Origin of the sequence: Paenibacillus nuruki, assembly GCF_963311185.1 — a bacterium.
Taxonomy (GTDB): domain Bacteria; phylum Bacillota; class Bacilli; order Paenibacillales; family Paenibacillaceae; genus Saccharibacillus; species Saccharibacillus nuruki.
The window spans coordinates 1083299-1097927 of the sequence record NZ_OY725677.1 but is presented as its reverse complement, the minus strand read 5'-3'; the positions used below and the strand labels follow the sequence as shown (position 1 = coordinate 1097927).

The 14629-nt window shown below is 40.3% G+C and carries 16 protein-coding genes and 1 other annotated feature; of the genes, 2 read left to right on the top strand and 14 right to left on the bottom strand.

Translation table 11 applies throughout. From position 1 onward, the window contains the following. Positions 1 to 30: 30 nt before the first annotated feature. From hbs to RCP16_RS04860, 12 genes are all read right to left on the bottom strand, one after another. Positions 31 to 303 carry a non-specific DNA-binding protein Hbs gene (gene hbs, locus RCP16_RS04915; protein ID WP_069327910.1) on the bottom strand — a complete coding sequence of 91 codons (273 nt, stop codon included), beginning with the start codon at positions 301 to 303 and terminating at the stop codon, positions 31 to 33. A 188-nt stretch (positions 304 to 491) separates the two neighbouring features. Continuing rightward, positions 492 to 866 (bottom strand): 2Fe-2S iron-sulfur cluster-binding protein, encoded by a 375-nt coding sequence (locus RCP16_RS04910; RefSeq protein WP_069327909.1) that lies wholly within the window; start codon positions 864 to 866, stop codon positions 492 to 494. 12 nt (positions 867 to 878) lie between these two features. Further along, positions 879 to 1499 carry a hypothetical protein gene (locus RCP16_RS04905; RefSeq protein ID WP_069327908.1) on the bottom strand — a complete coding sequence of 207 codons (621 nt, stop codon included), beginning with the start codon at positions 1497 to 1499 and terminating at the stop codon, positions 879 to 881. Positions 1500 to 1573: 74 nt separating this feature from the next. Beyond that, the gene (locus RCP16_RS04900) at positions 1574 to 2617 is read right to left on the bottom strand and encodes an NAD(P)H-dependent glycerol-3-phosphate dehydrogenase (RefSeq protein ID WP_069327907.1); all 1044 of its coding nucleotides are present in this window, start codon (positions 2615 to 2617) and stop codon (positions 1574 to 1576) included. Continuing rightward, positions 2610 to 3245 (bottom strand): glycerol-3-phosphate 1-O-acyltransferase PlsY, encoded by a 636-nt coding sequence (plsY, locus tag RCP16_RS04895; RefSeq protein WP_137220637.1) that lies wholly within the window; start codon positions 3243 to 3245, stop codon positions 2610 to 2612. Before plsY ends, RCP16_RS04900 begins: the two co-directional genes overlap by 8 nt. A 12-nt stretch (positions 3246 to 3257) precedes the next feature. After that, positions 3258 to 4583 (bottom strand): ribosome biogenesis GTPase Der, encoded by a 1326-nt coding sequence (gene der / locus RCP16_RS04890; protein ID WP_069327905.1) that lies wholly within the window; start codon positions 4581 to 4583, stop codon positions 3258 to 3260. Positions 4584 to 4911: 328 nt separating this feature from the next. After that, a complete protein-coding gene (rpsA, locus tag RCP16_RS04885; RefSeq protein WP_069327904.1) occupies positions 4912 to 6147 on the bottom strand; it encodes a 30S ribosomal protein S1 in 1236 nt (411 codons plus the stop codon). 73 nt (positions 6148 to 6220) lie between these two features. Then, the gene (locus tag RCP16_RS04880; protein ID WP_069327903.1) at positions 6221 to 6799 is read right to left on the bottom strand and encodes a lysophospholipid acyltransferase family protein; all 579 of its coding nucleotides are present in this window, start codon (positions 6797 to 6799) and stop codon (positions 6221 to 6223) included. A gap of 3 nt (positions 6800 to 6802) precedes the next feature. Continuing rightward, a complete protein-coding gene (gene cmk, locus RCP16_RS04875) occupies positions 6803 to 7504 on the bottom strand; it encodes a (d)CMP kinase (RefSeq protein WP_371748177.1) in 702 nt (233 codons plus the stop codon). A gap of 111 nt (positions 7505 to 7615) precedes the next feature. Beyond that, on the bottom strand, positions 7616 to 8260 hold the full coding sequence (locus RCP16_RS04870; protein ID WP_273594339.1) for a flagellar brake protein: 645 nt from the start codon (positions 8258 to 8260) through the stop codon (positions 7616 to 7618). 195 nt (positions 8261 to 8455) lie between these two features. Next, a complete protein-coding gene (gene prsW, locus RCP16_RS04865) occupies positions 8456 to 9154 on the bottom strand; it encodes a glutamic-type intramembrane protease PrsW (RefSeq protein WP_069327900.1) in 699 nt (232 codons plus the stop codon). Between the two features lie 132 nt (positions 9155 to 9286). Continuing rightward, entirely contained in the window at positions 9287 to 9898 is a 612-nt protein-coding gene (locus RCP16_RS04860) for a genetic competence negative regulator (protein WP_069327899.1), read from the bottom strand. A gap of 398 nt (positions 9899 to 10296) precedes the next feature. Between RCP16_RS04860 and RCP16_RS04855 the strand changes: the two genes are divergently transcribed. After that, a complete protein-coding gene (locus RCP16_RS04855) occupies positions 10297 to 11202 on the top strand; it encodes a polysaccharide deacetylase family protein (RefSeq protein WP_137220640.1) in 906 nt (301 codons plus the stop codon). 104 nt (positions 11203 to 11306) lie between these two features. Here the strand turns inward: RCP16_RS04855 and RCP16_RS04850 are convergent, their stop codons facing one another. Then, the gene (locus RCP16_RS04850; RefSeq protein WP_069327897.1) at positions 11307 to 11750 is read right to left on the bottom strand and encodes a hypothetical protein; all 444 of its coding nucleotides are present in this window, start codon (positions 11748 to 11750) and stop codon (positions 11307 to 11309) included. Then, positions 11747 to 12340: a type II CAAX endopeptidase family protein gene (locus RCP16_RS04845; RefSeq protein ID WP_069327896.1), complete on the bottom strand. Its 594-nt coding sequence runs from the start codon at positions 12338 to 12340 to the stop codon at positions 11747 to 11749. The genes RCP16_RS04850 and RCP16_RS04845 overlap by 4 nt, the downstream gene beginning before the upstream one ends. Positions 12341 to 12574: 234 nt before the next feature. Then, positions 12575 to 12804: a binding site (T-box leader), on the top strand. Between the two features lie 213 nt (positions 12805 to 13017). On the opposite strand from RCP16_RS04845, the gene serA reads away from it, so the two are divergent. Beyond that, complete coding sequence (serA, locus tag RCP16_RS04840) at positions 13018 to 14610, top strand: phosphoglycerate dehydrogenase (RefSeq protein WP_069327895.1); 1593 nt, start codon at positions 13018 to 13020, stop codon at positions 14608 to 14610. The last annotated feature ends 19 nt before the right edge of the window (positions 14611 to 14629 follow it).

Genomic DNA, 14629 nt, shown 5'->3' with positions numbered 1-14629 from the left:
GTCTTTCCTGCACATGGAATATGTAATAACTTATTTAATTCCATCTTTCAATGCTTTACCAGGTTTAAAAGCCGGGATTTTGCTAGCTGCGATATCGATCTCTTCACCTGTTTGTGGGTTACGTCCTTTACGTGCAGAACGCTCACGAACTTCGAAGTTACCAAATCCAACTAATTGTACTTTATCACCACTTTGTAGTGCACCAGCGATAGCTTCAAAAACAGCATCAACTGCTTTAGTTACGTCTTTTTTCGGCAAATCAGTTGTTTCTGATACTTGCGCGATCAATTCGGATTTGTTCATATGTTTCACCTCCTAAAGTATTTGTATCGATTGCTCCACTTGCTGCTAGGTTTTTCGTTTGCACGAAATATACGTAAACACCGCGGAATTTTCGAAAATATCACCAACTGCCTATAGAGCGCAGAAGGCGGAACAAACCTATAGTAATATACTCACCCTTTAATTTCAAGCATTTTACGCTTTTTTATCTACCAATCACTCAGATCTTCGTTTTGTTGCTCCATTTGTTTGCGAATCGCGGCTTTCAGCCGATCTTCTGGAACTTCTACCGTCAAATCACCGATCACTTTGGCTTGACATGACAATCGTACACCCTGACCGATCAAAACTCCTAATTTGCGTGTTTCGGCAGGTTCTGCTGTTGAAATACATGACTGATTCTCTTCATCATAGGGATGAGCAATATTTACTTTGCACATCAAACAAGCAGCTTTGCCATCGCAACGCACAGCAATATGAACACCTGCTTTACGTGCGGCTGTAAGTACTGTGGTTCCTGAACTGACCTGTATCGACTTACCAGATGGCAAAAAGGTGACTTGAGCTTTGTCTGTTCTGGACATTATTTTCTCCTTTTAACCGTTTATTCCAGCTAATCTACGTATACGCTGCATAAATTGAGGATGAAATCCATTATGTTGAATGATCTGTTCAATCAGTGTTGCATGATCCTGTGATTGCTCACGAATACGCTCACTAATAGGTTCATAACGATCCGGTCGATCACGCAATAGATTAAAAATCAACTCATGGGCTAAAGGCATCAAATGAATACTACCACCTGATTCTAGCGTATATACAGGAGCAGCAGGATAAAGCACAGGCTCTACATGCACACGATAATAGGACTCTCTGGCTCGAACTTCAAATCCACCTACCAATTCGATTGTATAAGTACCTAACTGATAATGGCTTAATGTTGAGCGATAGGTTCTTGTCTCGTCAAGTATTGGTTCATCCAAAATAGAGAACTCACTCGACAATTGTTTGTGAAGCGTATCTATCCGAATCTCATCGGTATATAAATCAATATCGCGTGGAGCTTTGTCTAATTTCACACCATGCAGTAAAAGACCACAGCTTCCACCAAGCAACCATGGAGATTGCTCCTCCAAAGGTTGAAGCAGACGAACAAGCTGCTCCAGAGACGGTATCAGCTCTTTTTTCTGCTGTACCTGCTGCTGCGTTTCCACCATGATTTCCTACTCCTTCCTGTGCAAAAAGAACGAAAGGATGATATCTACCCCGTCGTTCCTGCCTATTTCTTTTTTTAGGAATGCCATTGTTGCCATGTTTCTAGCTTCATGACTTCCATTTCATTTTTGGGATTACGTCCCATTAACGTTTCTACTGCTGTACGAGGATCGCTTTGCTCAAATAAAACATGATACAATTGCTCAGCTATCGGCATTTGTACATTGTATTTTAAAGAGATATCCCGTGCTGCTTCCGTCGTACGTATACCTTCAACAACCATATTCATCGAAGCCATCACTTCATCGAGTGATTTGCCTTGACCTAACATATAGCCTGCTCTCCAGTTACGACTATGTTGGCTACTAGCTGTGACCATCAAGTCACCAATCCCGGCAAGTCCTGAAAAGGTTAATGGATTCGCACCCATTTCACTACCTACACGTACCATTTCAGCAAGTCCACGAGTCAACAAAGCGGCTTTGGCATTATCACCAAATCCGAGACCATCGACCATTCCTGCGCCTAGCGCAATAATGTTTTTAAGCGCACCTGCAAGCTCTACACCAACTAGATCTAGATTGGTATAGACACGGAAATAATCTTCATTCATAAATAAAGACTGGGCTGCCGCTGCTGCTTTGGCATTGTGAGAAGCAACCACTACCGTAGTCGGTAGACGTTTCACCACTTCTTCGGCATGACTAGGGCCAGATAGAACAACCACATCTGACTCTAAACAGCCTAGTTCTTCGCTGATGACAGTAGACATGCGTTTCAGTGTCTTAGTTTCAAACCCTTTGGTCGCATGAATACAGAGCATATCAGGATGGTAATAAGGCTTAAGATCACTACATACTTGACGCATTGCTTTGGAAGGGGCAACAATCACAACTGCTTTTGTTCCATCCATTGCAGCAGCAAGATCAGAAGTTGCTGTAATTTGAGTGGACAGAACTGCATCTGGTAAATACTTTGTATTGGTGTGCTGTTGATTCATCTCGGCAACTTGCTCTTCACTACGCGCCCATACGGTTACTTGTAGACCATTGTCTGCAAGCACAGAAGCAAGCGCAGTTCCCCAACTACCAGCTACTAGAACGGTCACTTTTTCAGACAACTTTGTTTCCTCCCTTGTCTGCTTTGGATCCGATTTTGTTTTCAGTGCCTTTGAATATTTTTACAATATTCGTCTGATGGCGCCATACTGCAAGCAACCAGATAATTACACTGACTGTAACAATCGGTGCAGAATATCCTTGAATCAGTAATACAATAGGCGTTAACGTAACAAAAATTAACGAACCTAATGATACATAACGAGTGATCACAATCGATGCAATAGCGAATACGCCTGCAATCAATGTCGGAACAATACATAACGTGGCGAGAACACCAATCGTTGTTGCAATTCCTTTACCTCCGCGAAAACGGAAATAGATCGGCCAGTTATGCCCCAAAATAGCTGCAATTCCGCATAAAGCAGGAACCCAGTACATCGTATGTCCGGATAGCCCGATACTGAACCAAACGCCAAGCCAAATAGCTGCCACACCTTTGAGCGCATCTAACAAAAGTACAAATATAGCAGGTCCTTTGCCTAGTACGCGCAATGTATTGGTTGCTCCGGCGTTGCCGCTTCCGTGATCACGGATATCGATTCCTTTCAGCCATTTAGCAATAAGTACGCTAAAGCTGATCGAACCAATCAGATAACTAATAATAATAGCCACGACTGATAAAATCACATGCTTCTCTCCTTAATTATCTGATGCTGATTTTCGGCGTGTAAATATTCGAATCGGTGTACCAATAAAGTCGAACGCCGCACGAATTTTATTTTCCAAATAACGCTCATACGAAAAGTGCATCATTTCCGGTTCATTCACAAAGACAATCACTGTTGGTGGCTTAACTGCAACCTGAGTTACATAGTTAATACGCATCCGTTTCCCTTTATCTGTCGGTGGAGGATTGATAGCAATCGCATCAGAGACTACATCATTTAATAAATGAGTTGGAATACGTAGTGCATGTTGCTCAGCTACTTGTTGCACAACCGGTAATAATTTGTGAACACGTTGCTTCGTCAATGCAGACAAGAATACAACAGGAGCATAACTCATAAATAAGAAATGATCACGGATATTGGATTCAAATTGACGCATGGTTTTGTCATCTTTTTCTACAACATCCCATTTGTTTACTACGAAAATAGCTGCTTTTCCTGCTTCATGTGCATAACCTGCTACGTGTTTATCCTGGTCAATAATACCTTCTTCACCATTGATAACCGTTAACACTACATCTGCACGTTCAATCGCTTTCATCGCACGCATGACACTATATTTTTCTGTATTCTCATATACTTTACCACGTTTACGCATACCTGCTGTATCAATTAATACATAACGTTGTCCGTCACGCTCAAAAGGAGTATCAATCGCATCACGTGTTGTACCTGCTACACTACTTACGATAACACGTTCTTCACCCAAAATCGCATTGACCAACGAAGATTTACCTACGTTAGGACGACCGATTAGAGCTACACGAATTACATCATCGCCATACTCATCATCAACAGTTTCAGGCAATTCTTTCACTACAGCATCTAGCAAATCACCCATACCGCTACCGTGACTTCCTGAGATTCCAATTGGCTCGCCAAATCCTAAATTATAAAATTCATAAATATCATTCATACGACCCATGTTATCTACTTTGTTAATAGCAACAATAATCGGTTTACCTGAACGATAGAGTATTCCAGCTACTTCTTCATCGGATTGAGTCAATCCGCTTTTGACATCACACATAAATACGATAACATCTGCTTCTTCGATCGCAAGTTCAGCTTGCATCCGAATCGACTTCAGCATCATATCTTCCCCATCTAATTCGATACCTCCGGTATCAATCACACTGAATGCTTTACCATTCCATTCAGATGTTCCATAGATACGGTCACGCGTAATACCAGGCTTATCTTCAACAATAGCTAGCCGATCACCGATCATGCGGTTAAATACTGTGGATTTCCCCACATTCGGGCGGCCCACGATTGCAACTACAGGTCTTGCCATACGATCCATTCCTCCTGTTCATTCTTTCCGCTTTTCATCATAGCAAAAAACATTGCACTTGGCTAACATTATGATGAAGTTTACGACTGTTTCATTTATTCCTTTAAAACCAATAATCGACGAATCCATTGCGGATTCGCCGATTGATTGAGTGACTTTTACTAGAAAGGCGGTCGCTTGACTATCAATGGACCGTCCATAAAAAGCCCGTACTATGATTTAAATAATGAAGTGAGAAAATCACTCGCTATCGTTTTGAAGTTCAAAACAGTGCAAACATTATTAAAATGTTAATGTTTGCTTAAGCGAGGAAATCACTCGCTCATGATCACTTAAATTTGCTTAATTTGTCACCGAAACGTTCGCCAAGAGTGATGCTTAATCCTTGGTTGCTTAGAGATACGTTAGGGTTGTTCAATTCTTCTTGTTTAGGAGCTCTGTCACCACGGTTGTTGCTGCGTTCTGGTTTAGCAGATTGTGCAGGAGCTTCTTCTGTTTCTTTGATACTCAAGCTAACACGTTTTTCTTCTGTGTTAACATCAAGCACTTTAACAGAAACCGTTTGTCCTTCTTCAAGAACTTCTTGTGGAGTACCGATGTGTTTGTGAGAGATTTGAGAAATATGAACCAAACCTTCTACTCCTGGAGCGATCTCAACGAAAGCACCAAAGTTCACAAGACGTTTAACTTCACCAGTTACGATATCACCGATGTTGAATTTGTCAGAAGCTGAATCCCAAGGTCCTGGTTGAGCAGCTTTGATACTCAAGCTGATTTTACCTTTTTCAGGGTCAACACGAAGTACTTTTACTTTTACTTCGTCGCCTTCAGACAATACATCAGATGGTTTGTCTACGTGATTCCAAGCGATCTCGGATACGTGAACCAAACCGTCTACGCCGCCAACGTCTACAAAAGCACCGAATTGAGTCAAGCGTTGTACAGTACCTGTCAATTCTTGTCCTTCTTTAAGACTTTCCATCACTGTGTGTTTGTTAGCTTCGTATTCAGCTTCCAATACATCTTTTTGTGAAAGAATGACTTTGTTGTTTTCGCGATCCAATTCTTTTACTTTAACGCGCAATGTGCGTCCTTTGTAATCGCTGAAATCTTCTACGAAATGACGTTCTACCATAGAAGCCGGGATAAAACCGCGTACGCCAACATCAGCAACTACGCCACCTTTAACCACGTCTGATACAGTCACTTCAAATATTTCGCCTGATTCAAAGTTCTTTTCAAGAACTTCCCAAGCATTTTCGCTGTCAATCGCACGTTTGGAAAGAACCAATTTCTCTTTCTCATCGTCGATACTTACAACTTTACATTCTACTTCTTGTCCTACTTCAACAGCTGCAGAAGCATTGTCTACTTGTAGTGAAGAAAGTTCACGGATCGGAATGATACCGTCATATTTATATCCGATGCTTACATAAGCTTGGTTATCTTCAATTTTGACGATCGTTCCTGTGACAGTGTCACCTTTGTTCAGTGAGACGAACTGATCAAGCGCCTCCTGATTTGTAACTTCGGTAGTTTCTTGGTTATTATTTTCTTCCGACATGTCAATGCCCTCCTCAATTCAAACCCCATTTATTTAAACCCGCAAAATGCAGGGTTCAAAACTTCATTAAACATTATTGATTTTCTTGAATTAATTGGCGTATCGCTAGCATAATCTTGTCTGTTGCTTCATCTACAGTACCTATTGCCCCTTTACCCCGATAATTATCGAGATTAATAGGTGGACCATAGACGACTTTCGTTTTGCCGAACAGCTTGTATTGACCTACAATAGCGACAGGTACTACTGCTGCATCGGTTCGTAGTGCAAAGCTTGCAGCGCCATTTTTGGCAGCAGCATCTCCTGCATTACGACTACCTTCAGGAAAAATCCCCAATACACCGCCTTCACGTAAAATCAAAAGGGATGTTTTGATCGATTCTTTGCTTACACCGCCACGTTTGACAGGATAAGCACCGAGCTGTCTAATCAATGGACCCAGAACAGGAACTTTGAATAACTCTTCCTTTGCCATAAAGCGAACTTTACGGTTTAGCAGAATGCCTACAGTAGGCGGATCCAAATTACTAATATGATTAGAACAAAGTAATACTCCACCTTGCTCGGGAACGTGCTCTTTACCTACAGCTTTAAGTCTAAATAGAAAAACATACAAGATGCGTAAAATGGTGCTACAGATGGTATATACCATGAATCAGACTCTCCCTGACTGCACACTCTGTGCCATTGCAATAATACTCTCGACCACTTCTTCAATAGGCATGAAAGTAGTATCAAGCACTGTGGCGTCTTCTGCACAAACGAGCGGAGAAAATTCACGCTGTTCATCCAATTGATCACGCGCTGCAATTTCACGTTCAAGTTGCTCTAATGTAATACTTTCCGAAGCATTCATTTCTGCGTATCTGCGTCTTGCTCTTTCTTGTACAGTAGCAGTCATAAAAACTTTGATTTCTGCATCCGGAAGCACATGAGTACCGATATCGCGTCCATCCATCACAACGCCTTTACGCAAAGCCATTTGCCGCTGTAAAGCTGCAAGCTTCACTCTCAGCCCCTCGATTTGCGCATATCGTGAAACAATCCGGTTTATGGCAAGGCTACGAATATCTGCTGTAACGTCTACTTCATTAGCAAGGACTTTTTGCCCTTCTTCATCCGGTATTAATTCAATCACCAGATTTTGTGCCTCTTGAAGCACTTCTACAGTATTTTCTGGATCGATATTTCGTTCTAACATATGCCATGTTACTGCTCTGTACATTGCACCGGTGTCCACATATACGTAACCGAGACGTTTAGCTACCAACCTGGCTATTGTACTTTTACCAGCCCCAGCAGGGCCATCAATCGCAATGTTCATTTTCCCGCTATGTTCTAATCCTTGGCGCACCAATCGGGAATCCCCCTCAACACTTCATACTACAACTCACTAAAAAAGCAGGCATTGCCTGCGACAAGCAAATTATACCACAGTACAATATAACATGCAAAAACCATACGTCATTTAAAGCACTCTAAAATCGAATTGACGTTCAAAACAATACCGTATCATTTTTTGTCGATCCATTTCCGATATCACAGTGTACTCTGCTAAATATCTAGGAGTCAGCGATGTAGAATCAATCACACTCATCACTTTGGCTGTTAAAGGAATATGATCAATCTTCCCATTTTTCATATGAAGCAATAACCAACATTCTAGCAGATCATTTTTCTGTATTTTATTCATGACATCTGTTGTAAAAGAAAGCCCACCTGCACTTACGTTGTCCGTAATAGCCACAAAGCGATGATCTTCTTTTTTGATTGCAACTTCGATTTGAGCTTTGACACGCAAATATTGCCGTCTTTGAACCACTGAAATTTCTTCTTGATGAGGTTTGCGAATACGACTGAATGAAGAGGTGGAATCGAAGCCTGTTACGATGGTGCTAAAATAATGTTTGATCTCATTATCAATCAAATAATAAGCATACAACTCTTCACCTAAGACTAATTTTTTAACAGAAGAAGACTTTTTGTGACTGAGCTGTCCGATATACAAAGAATCATCATCTACACGTCCTACGATCGCTTGATAAATCTCTGTCTGATCTCCTTCTACCGCTTGAAATTGAAAATAAATAATATCCCCCGATTGAACCGACATACCTTCTTCCTCCTTGAACAATATCCAACCATTTCTACTGATATCCTGATGTGATCAACACCGTTTATAGTTATACGAATTATACCATTTTGCGCTATAAATGATACGTATTAATTTGCCACTTTACACAAAAAAAAGCAATCAACCTTCTCTGCACTATAGCAACAGATCGATTGATTACTTTTTATGAAAATACTACAAGTTAACTTCTTCCTCACGTTTGATAAAGCGGAAAGGTGAACGGTTACTTGCTCTTGTGATCTTACTCATTCCTCCATACCAGAGAACAATCATCAACGGAATAATGTACCATAACCAGTATTGGCTCATCATATGCAAAATCAAATCATATAATCCATGCCAGAAAATAGGAAGTATTAATCCTAAAGCAAGAAATATATTACGTTTACGCTTTGTTGTCGTAAATTTGGCTTTGCCGATATAATCGCCCATAATCACTCCAAATAAAGCATGTCCGGAAACAGGAAGTAATCCTCTTAATAGTAAAGACATGACTGACATAGAATTGTATAAGGCATATAGTACATTTTCTAATGTCGCAAAACCAAGTGATAGTGCGACAGTGTAGAGTATTCCATCATAAGGTTCATCGAACTCTGTATGGTTATACAAAATATGATAGATAATAAACCATTTGGCGAATTCTTCGACTCCTGCTGACGTTAAAAATGAAAATACATAAGGACTATCGCCGAGTCCAAGCACCATAGTCCGTTGTATGATCATAAGCGGAAATACGATAGCTACGCCCAAGAAAAAAAATTTGATCACCAAATGGAGTGGTTCTGGTTCATATCTGTCCTTGAGGTAAAAATAGATCAACAGAGCAATACCCGGAGCTATTGCTGCCATCATGATCGAAAATAAAGACACTCGATATTCTCCCTCCATTCTTGCGTAAACCCCGTCCGACGTTGTGCCAAATGCTGATACGATTAGGAACTCCTTCCGGTCGGTTCACGCTATACATACGAAGGATATACCTGAAGTGCCTTTATATAAGGCTTAGTCGTTACGATCAAAATGTTCACAGATTGTTGCGATTGCATTTTCAGCCATGACGACTTTGCCGTATTCTTCTAAAACAGCTTCTGTTAATGATGTGGTATCACCAAACTCAGCCAATACAGCGATCAATGCAGCGTGTTTTGTTAGATCAACATCAGCTGGATCCATCGTCAAAATCCATTTATCTTTATAATGGTACAGCCGTCCGGCTTCAGTGACATTTTTGGAGAGAGTATGAGCTGCTTCAATAAGAACTTCAAAATCTTTGAAAGAGTACGCTATAAAATCAGTTTCTTCAAGCGTAACTTCCATTTCATATATTTCGTCAGCCATATCTTCTTCATTGATCGTGCCCAAGTGTTGGTCATACTTGCCACGCGTCACGATAACAACCATTCCTTGTGCAGGAAGTGCAAATACTTCCACTGCAAGCGGACCGGTAGCATCAAATCCAAGCTCGCTATAAGCTTGATCCATCATTTCCGTAAAAAGATCATGGACTTTAGGAATTTCCTGCCACATGTCTTCTTTTTGAATTCCACGCTCAGTGAGATCATCAAACGTAAGGAAAATCCGTATTTTGTCTGAGCTCAATCGTTCTATTTTCATAATAGGATCCCCCTTGGAAAACATAGGTCATAACCGCTATATTAGTATAGGTTATGTCACTGCCTATTCATATCGATGATAAATATAGCAATGCTATATTAGGTATGTTACCATTTATTATCCTTAAATGCACGCACTAAAACGCTTGATTACGAATAATACATAGGGTAGACTATTTTGTCTCAAAAATGTTTCAGTGACTACCTATTTTGTTTAAAGAATAGTTTGTGCTTTTTAGGTCTTGTCCTATTTATAGCTAGATTGTAACTTATTGTTTTATATTTGTGGTTGACCTTGCACAGGGTTTAAGGATTTAATTTACATATGCGGTATTTTGCACCACCGTGTTTTTGATGATGTTATTTTCTCACAATTCAGACAGAAAAGAGCGTGAATGTATGTTTAAAAAAACAGCAAGTTGGTTGTTGTTATCTGTGATTATATTGTCTGCTTGTAGCAATCAAGCACCGGCAAATACTACAGAAACACCTACCACAAGCACAGAACAAAGTAATACTAGCACTCCAGCGGCAACAACACCTGAAAGTAGCGAGACAGCTACATCAGAGACTCCGGCAACTCCTGCGACTTCTACAGAAGGAACGACAACTGGACAATCTTCTGAAAGTACATCTGCCAAAGACAGCGAAGCTACAGCTCCTGCTGAATATACATATCATATGAACAAAAATTATGATATCGTACCTAACAAAGAATCAAAAGAAACGCCTAAAAAAGTGATTCTTTTAACTTTCGATGATGGTCCGAAAGAGAAAAAAATGATCGACAGCATGATGGATACGTTAGACAAACATAATGCTAAAGCGATTTTCTTCGTTAACGGCTATCGAATCAAAACTCATCCTGAATTGCTGAAATTGATTCATGATCGTGGTGGAATTATCGGTAATCACACACAAGATCATATCGTGCTCAAACATGAATCCAAAGCCAAAGTTACTCAACAAATCGAGGACACTCAGAAGCTGATCGAAGATACAATTGATGAATCACCACGCTTCCTTCGTGCTCCAAATGGTGCTACCAATGATACTGTGCATGCCTTAGCGAAAAAACATAATATGCTGTATATGAACTGGTCTGTAGGTTCACTGGACTGGGTAAATCAAAAAGATCCAGATGCTGTGATTTCTAACGTAATGGATCAATTACATTCAGGCAGTATTATTTTGATGCATGAATTGCCATGGACTGTTGAAGCATTGGATGAACTATTAACCAAACTTGAAGCCAAAGGATATACTTTTGTTGATCCGAATGCGATTGAGCCTAAAGCGCGTTAATACCATTCTTTTGAGCGAATAATGAAAAAGCAAGAGTTACAGTGTAATAACTGCGACTCTTGCTTTTTTTGTTGGATGAATTAATGTGTTCCACAGCAATGATGTTATAGACCAGAACGACCTGCTAAATTTTGAAGCCAATACCAATTCGGCATAAATCCAGATAGCTTAATCCCCCACCATAACAACATAATCGTCAAGGCAACAAACAAGAAAATAAGATAACCATAAAAAAACTTAGCAATTTTGATTTTGCGAGATGGATAAATTGTACTTCGAGGTACATATTCTTTATCTTTTTCGTTCTCTTCTTCATCGGTTTCGCTAACTTCGCCTGTTCTAGATCGCGTCAATACCCCTTGTTCATTTACAGCTCTACGAACGGTATGTGCAGCATTCTTTTTACGACCTGCTGGTAAACGAATACGGCCTCCTGTAAGAAGTCCTTCTTCGCCACTACTGTATTTGGCTACTCTACTGGATTGTTTTGTTTCTCGTGTTGTTGCTGTATTACTATAACGTTCTAACCTACTTAGGCGCTCGCTCATTTTTCCCTCCGCAATGAAATAATTAGACCGGATATCAGGTCAATCGCAAAGTGACATAATATAGGTGCCCACAATGTTCCGGATTCAATATATATATACCCAAGTGCGTAGCTACTGACGAATACCCAAGCTGTAGGAATCCAATGTCGTAGATAACGGAAATGAATAGCTGCAAATATAATGCTAGTCCAATAAGGACCTACTGCATATTGAATAGCTCCCCGAAACAAAATCTCTTCGCAGACCCCTACCAGTAGTGTAATGATAATAATATGCCAGATTGGACGATTTTTGAAGATCATTTCGTTAATTCCGCCATCGTCCATACTATTTTCAGGCACGACTTTGGAAATAAACAGATCAACAATTAACATTAGCGCTGCAAGTCCTAATCCCCAAAAAATAAATGTAAGCTCTTGTGGTAACTTTAACAATGTAAATGGATTACGACCTTGTAACCATATCCATATCAGTCCCACAAGTAGTGTTAATCCTTGAGTTAAATACAAATTAATCAATAATAATTTATCGGTTAATTGTTCAGGTTGTACTCGTTTGATCTTGAATGAACGAAACTTGCTTTTTTTCATAATCACAATCCTTTAGCTACGTAAAATAGTGTATCTGTCTATTATATCATTTTATCGGATACAAGCTTCTATCTCTGCTCCTAATTATTTACGATTGTATTATCTCACATCTTTACGTTCGAATACATTTGTCGTTTCAGATAAAATTCATTTTGGACTTTTGTTATGACTTTCTCACTTTGCTGTATTGACATGATATGTAACCCATGTTACATTATGAAAAATTAAATGATTCTAACGTCTATGAAGGAAAAAAGGTACATGATGGTTTTCAGAGAGCCGATGGTTGGTGCAAATCGGTAAGCCAAATGTTATCTTTGAGCGATCCTGAGTCACTGTATTGAACTCAAGTAGGTACAGTCGGTTGATCCCGTTAGCGATCCGGTCAATACATTGACCATAAGGCTGATTCTTGTGAAAGAACAGCGAATTAGGGTGGTACCACGACAGCTCTCGTCCCTTTGCTACAGTAGTAGTGTGCGGATGGGTGCTTTTTTTGTATGATTTTCACTTTCATGCGGTAGTGCGTTCACTCATTGAACTCGCCAAAAAGAATGTGTACGATAGATATTAGCATAGCATAGCTGTTTTCAGCGCTGACAGCAGATGCGAGTGTTTATATAAATGACAAATAACGATTGTACAGAGACTGACCATTTTGGAGGAGGAAAGAAATTATGTTTAAGGTATTGGTATCAGACCCGATTAGTGATCTAGGAATTCAGCAATTGGTAGACGCTCAAGATATTATTGTGGATAAGCAGACTGGACTTAGCGAAGATGAATTAGTGGCTATTATTGGCGACTACGATGCTTTGCTTGTACGTAGTCAAACAACTGTCACTAAAAAAATAATGGACGCTGCCACCAAGCTCAAAGTCGTTGGACGTGCAGGTGTAGGCGTAGACAATATTGATCTGAATGCTGCAACAGAACGCGGTATCATTGTTATCAATGCACCAGACGGTAATACAATCACTACCTGTGAACATACTTTTGCAATGATGATGGCTCTAGCTCGTCATATTCCTCAAGCATATGCCAAAACCATCGGCGGTACTTGGGATCGTAAATCTTTCCTCGGGGTTGAACTTCGTAACAAAACGTTAGGTGTACTCGGTATGGGTCGCATCGGTAGCGAAGTGGCGAAGCGTGCCAAAGCATTCGGGATGGAAATTTTGGGATACGATCCATTCTTAACGCAAGAACGTGCAGATAAAATGGGTGTAACTTTAGCCAGTGTAGACGAAATTATCCGCAATGCTGATTTTATGACGGTACATACACCGTTAACGCCAGAAACAAAACATATGATCTCTACTGCTCAATTTCAGGTCATGAAAAAAGGCATGCGTATTATTAACTGTGCACGTGGTGGGGTTATTGATGAGACGGCTTTAATTACAGCTGTGAATGAAGGTATTGTAGCTGGTGCTGCTTTTGACGTATTTGAAAGCGAACCTCCTCAAGCCGATCATCCATTTTTGAGTCATCCGCAAATTATCGTAACTCCGCATTTAGGTGCATCTACGATTGAAGCACAGGAAAATGTAGCGATTGATGTATCTGAGCAAGTATTGCACATTTTGCGTGATGAGCCTTTCAAAAATGCTGTTAACATGCCTCCAGTCGCAGCAAGTGTGATGAACAAACTGCAACCTTACTTCTCCCTCGGTGAGAAATTAGGTAGCTTTGCGGCTCAAATGGCAACACAAGCGATTCAAGAAATCCGCATTGATTATGCAGGTGACCTATCTGAAGTCGATACTCAACCGTTGACTCGTTATATTCTAAAAGGTATTCTTTCCCGTCATATGGGAGACGAAGCAAATATCGTGAACTCGATGCACCTTGCTAAAGTACGTGATCTCAACGTGATCATTACAAGTGCTCCATCGACGAAAGGCTTTACGAACTTGATTACGGTGAGTCTTAAAGGACAAAACGGCGAAGAACCTCGTGTTGCCGGTACATTGTTAGCTGGTTATGGCGAGCGCATCGTGCGTATCAATGATTATTCTGTCGATGTATTGCCAAGCGGTCACCAAATTCTTATCTCTCATACTGATAAGCCAGGTATTATCGGTAATGTGGGTTCACTACTTGGTCAAAAAGATGTCAATATTGCATCCATGCAAGTAGGACGTAAGCAAGAAGGCGGCGAAGCAATTATGATCTTGACGGTAGATAAAGATGTCAACAAAGATGTATTATCTGCACTTGTCGACTTGCCTAACTTGAACAAAGCACAAGAAGTGGTATTGGTATAATTTATAAATATATAGGATT

What these genes read in the sequence shown, in the direction of transcription:
- hbs (WP_069327910.1), bottom strand. Translation starts at nt 303, where the DNA reads ATGAACAAATCCGAATTGATCGCGCAAGTATCAGAAACAACTGATTTG.
- RCP16_RS04910 (WP_069327909.1), bottom strand. Translation starts at nt 866, where the DNA reads ATGTCCAGAACAGACAAAGCTCAAGTCACCTTTTTGCCATCTGGTAAG.
- RCP16_RS04905 (WP_069327908.1), bottom strand. Translation starts at nt 1,499, where the DNA reads ATGGTGGAAACGCAGCAGCAGGTACAGCAGAAAAAAGAGCTGATACCG.
- der (WP_069327905.1), bottom strand. Translation starts at nt 4,583, where the DNA reads ATGGCAAGACCTGTAGTTGCAATCGTGGGCCGCCCGAATGTGGGGAAA.
- rpsA (WP_069327904.1), bottom strand. Translation starts at nt 6,147, where the DNA reads ATGTCGGAAGAAAATAATAACCAAGAAACTACCGAAGTTACAAATCAG.
- RCP16_RS04880 (WP_069327903.1), bottom strand. Translation starts at nt 6,799, where the DNA reads ATGGTATATACCATCTGTAGCACCATTTTACGCATCTTGTATGTTTTT.
- RCP16_RS04870 (WP_273594339.1), bottom strand. Translation starts at nt 8,260, where the DNA reads ATGTCGGTTCAATCGGGGGATATTATTTATTTTCAATTTCAAGCGGTA.
- RCP16_RS04860 (WP_069327899.1), bottom strand. Translation starts at nt 9,898, where the DNA reads ATGAAAATAGAACGATTGAGCTCAGACAAAATACGGATTTTCCTTACG.
- RCP16_RS04855 (WP_137220640.1), top strand. Translation starts at nt 10,297, where the DNA reads ATGTTTAAAAAAACAGCAAGTTGGTTGTTGTTATCTGTGATTATATTG.
- RCP16_RS04850 (WP_069327897.1), bottom strand. Translation starts at nt 11,750, where the DNA reads ATGAGCGAGCGCCTAAGTAGGTTAGAACGTTATAGTAATACAGCAACA.
- RCP16_RS04845 (WP_069327896.1), bottom strand. Translation starts at nt 12,340, where the DNA reads ATGAAAAAAAGCAAGTTTCGTTCATTCAAGATCAAACGAGTACAACCT.
- serA (WP_069327895.1), top strand. Translation starts at nt 13,018, where the DNA reads ATGTTTAAGGTATTGGTATCAGACCCGATTAGTGATCTAGGAATTCAG.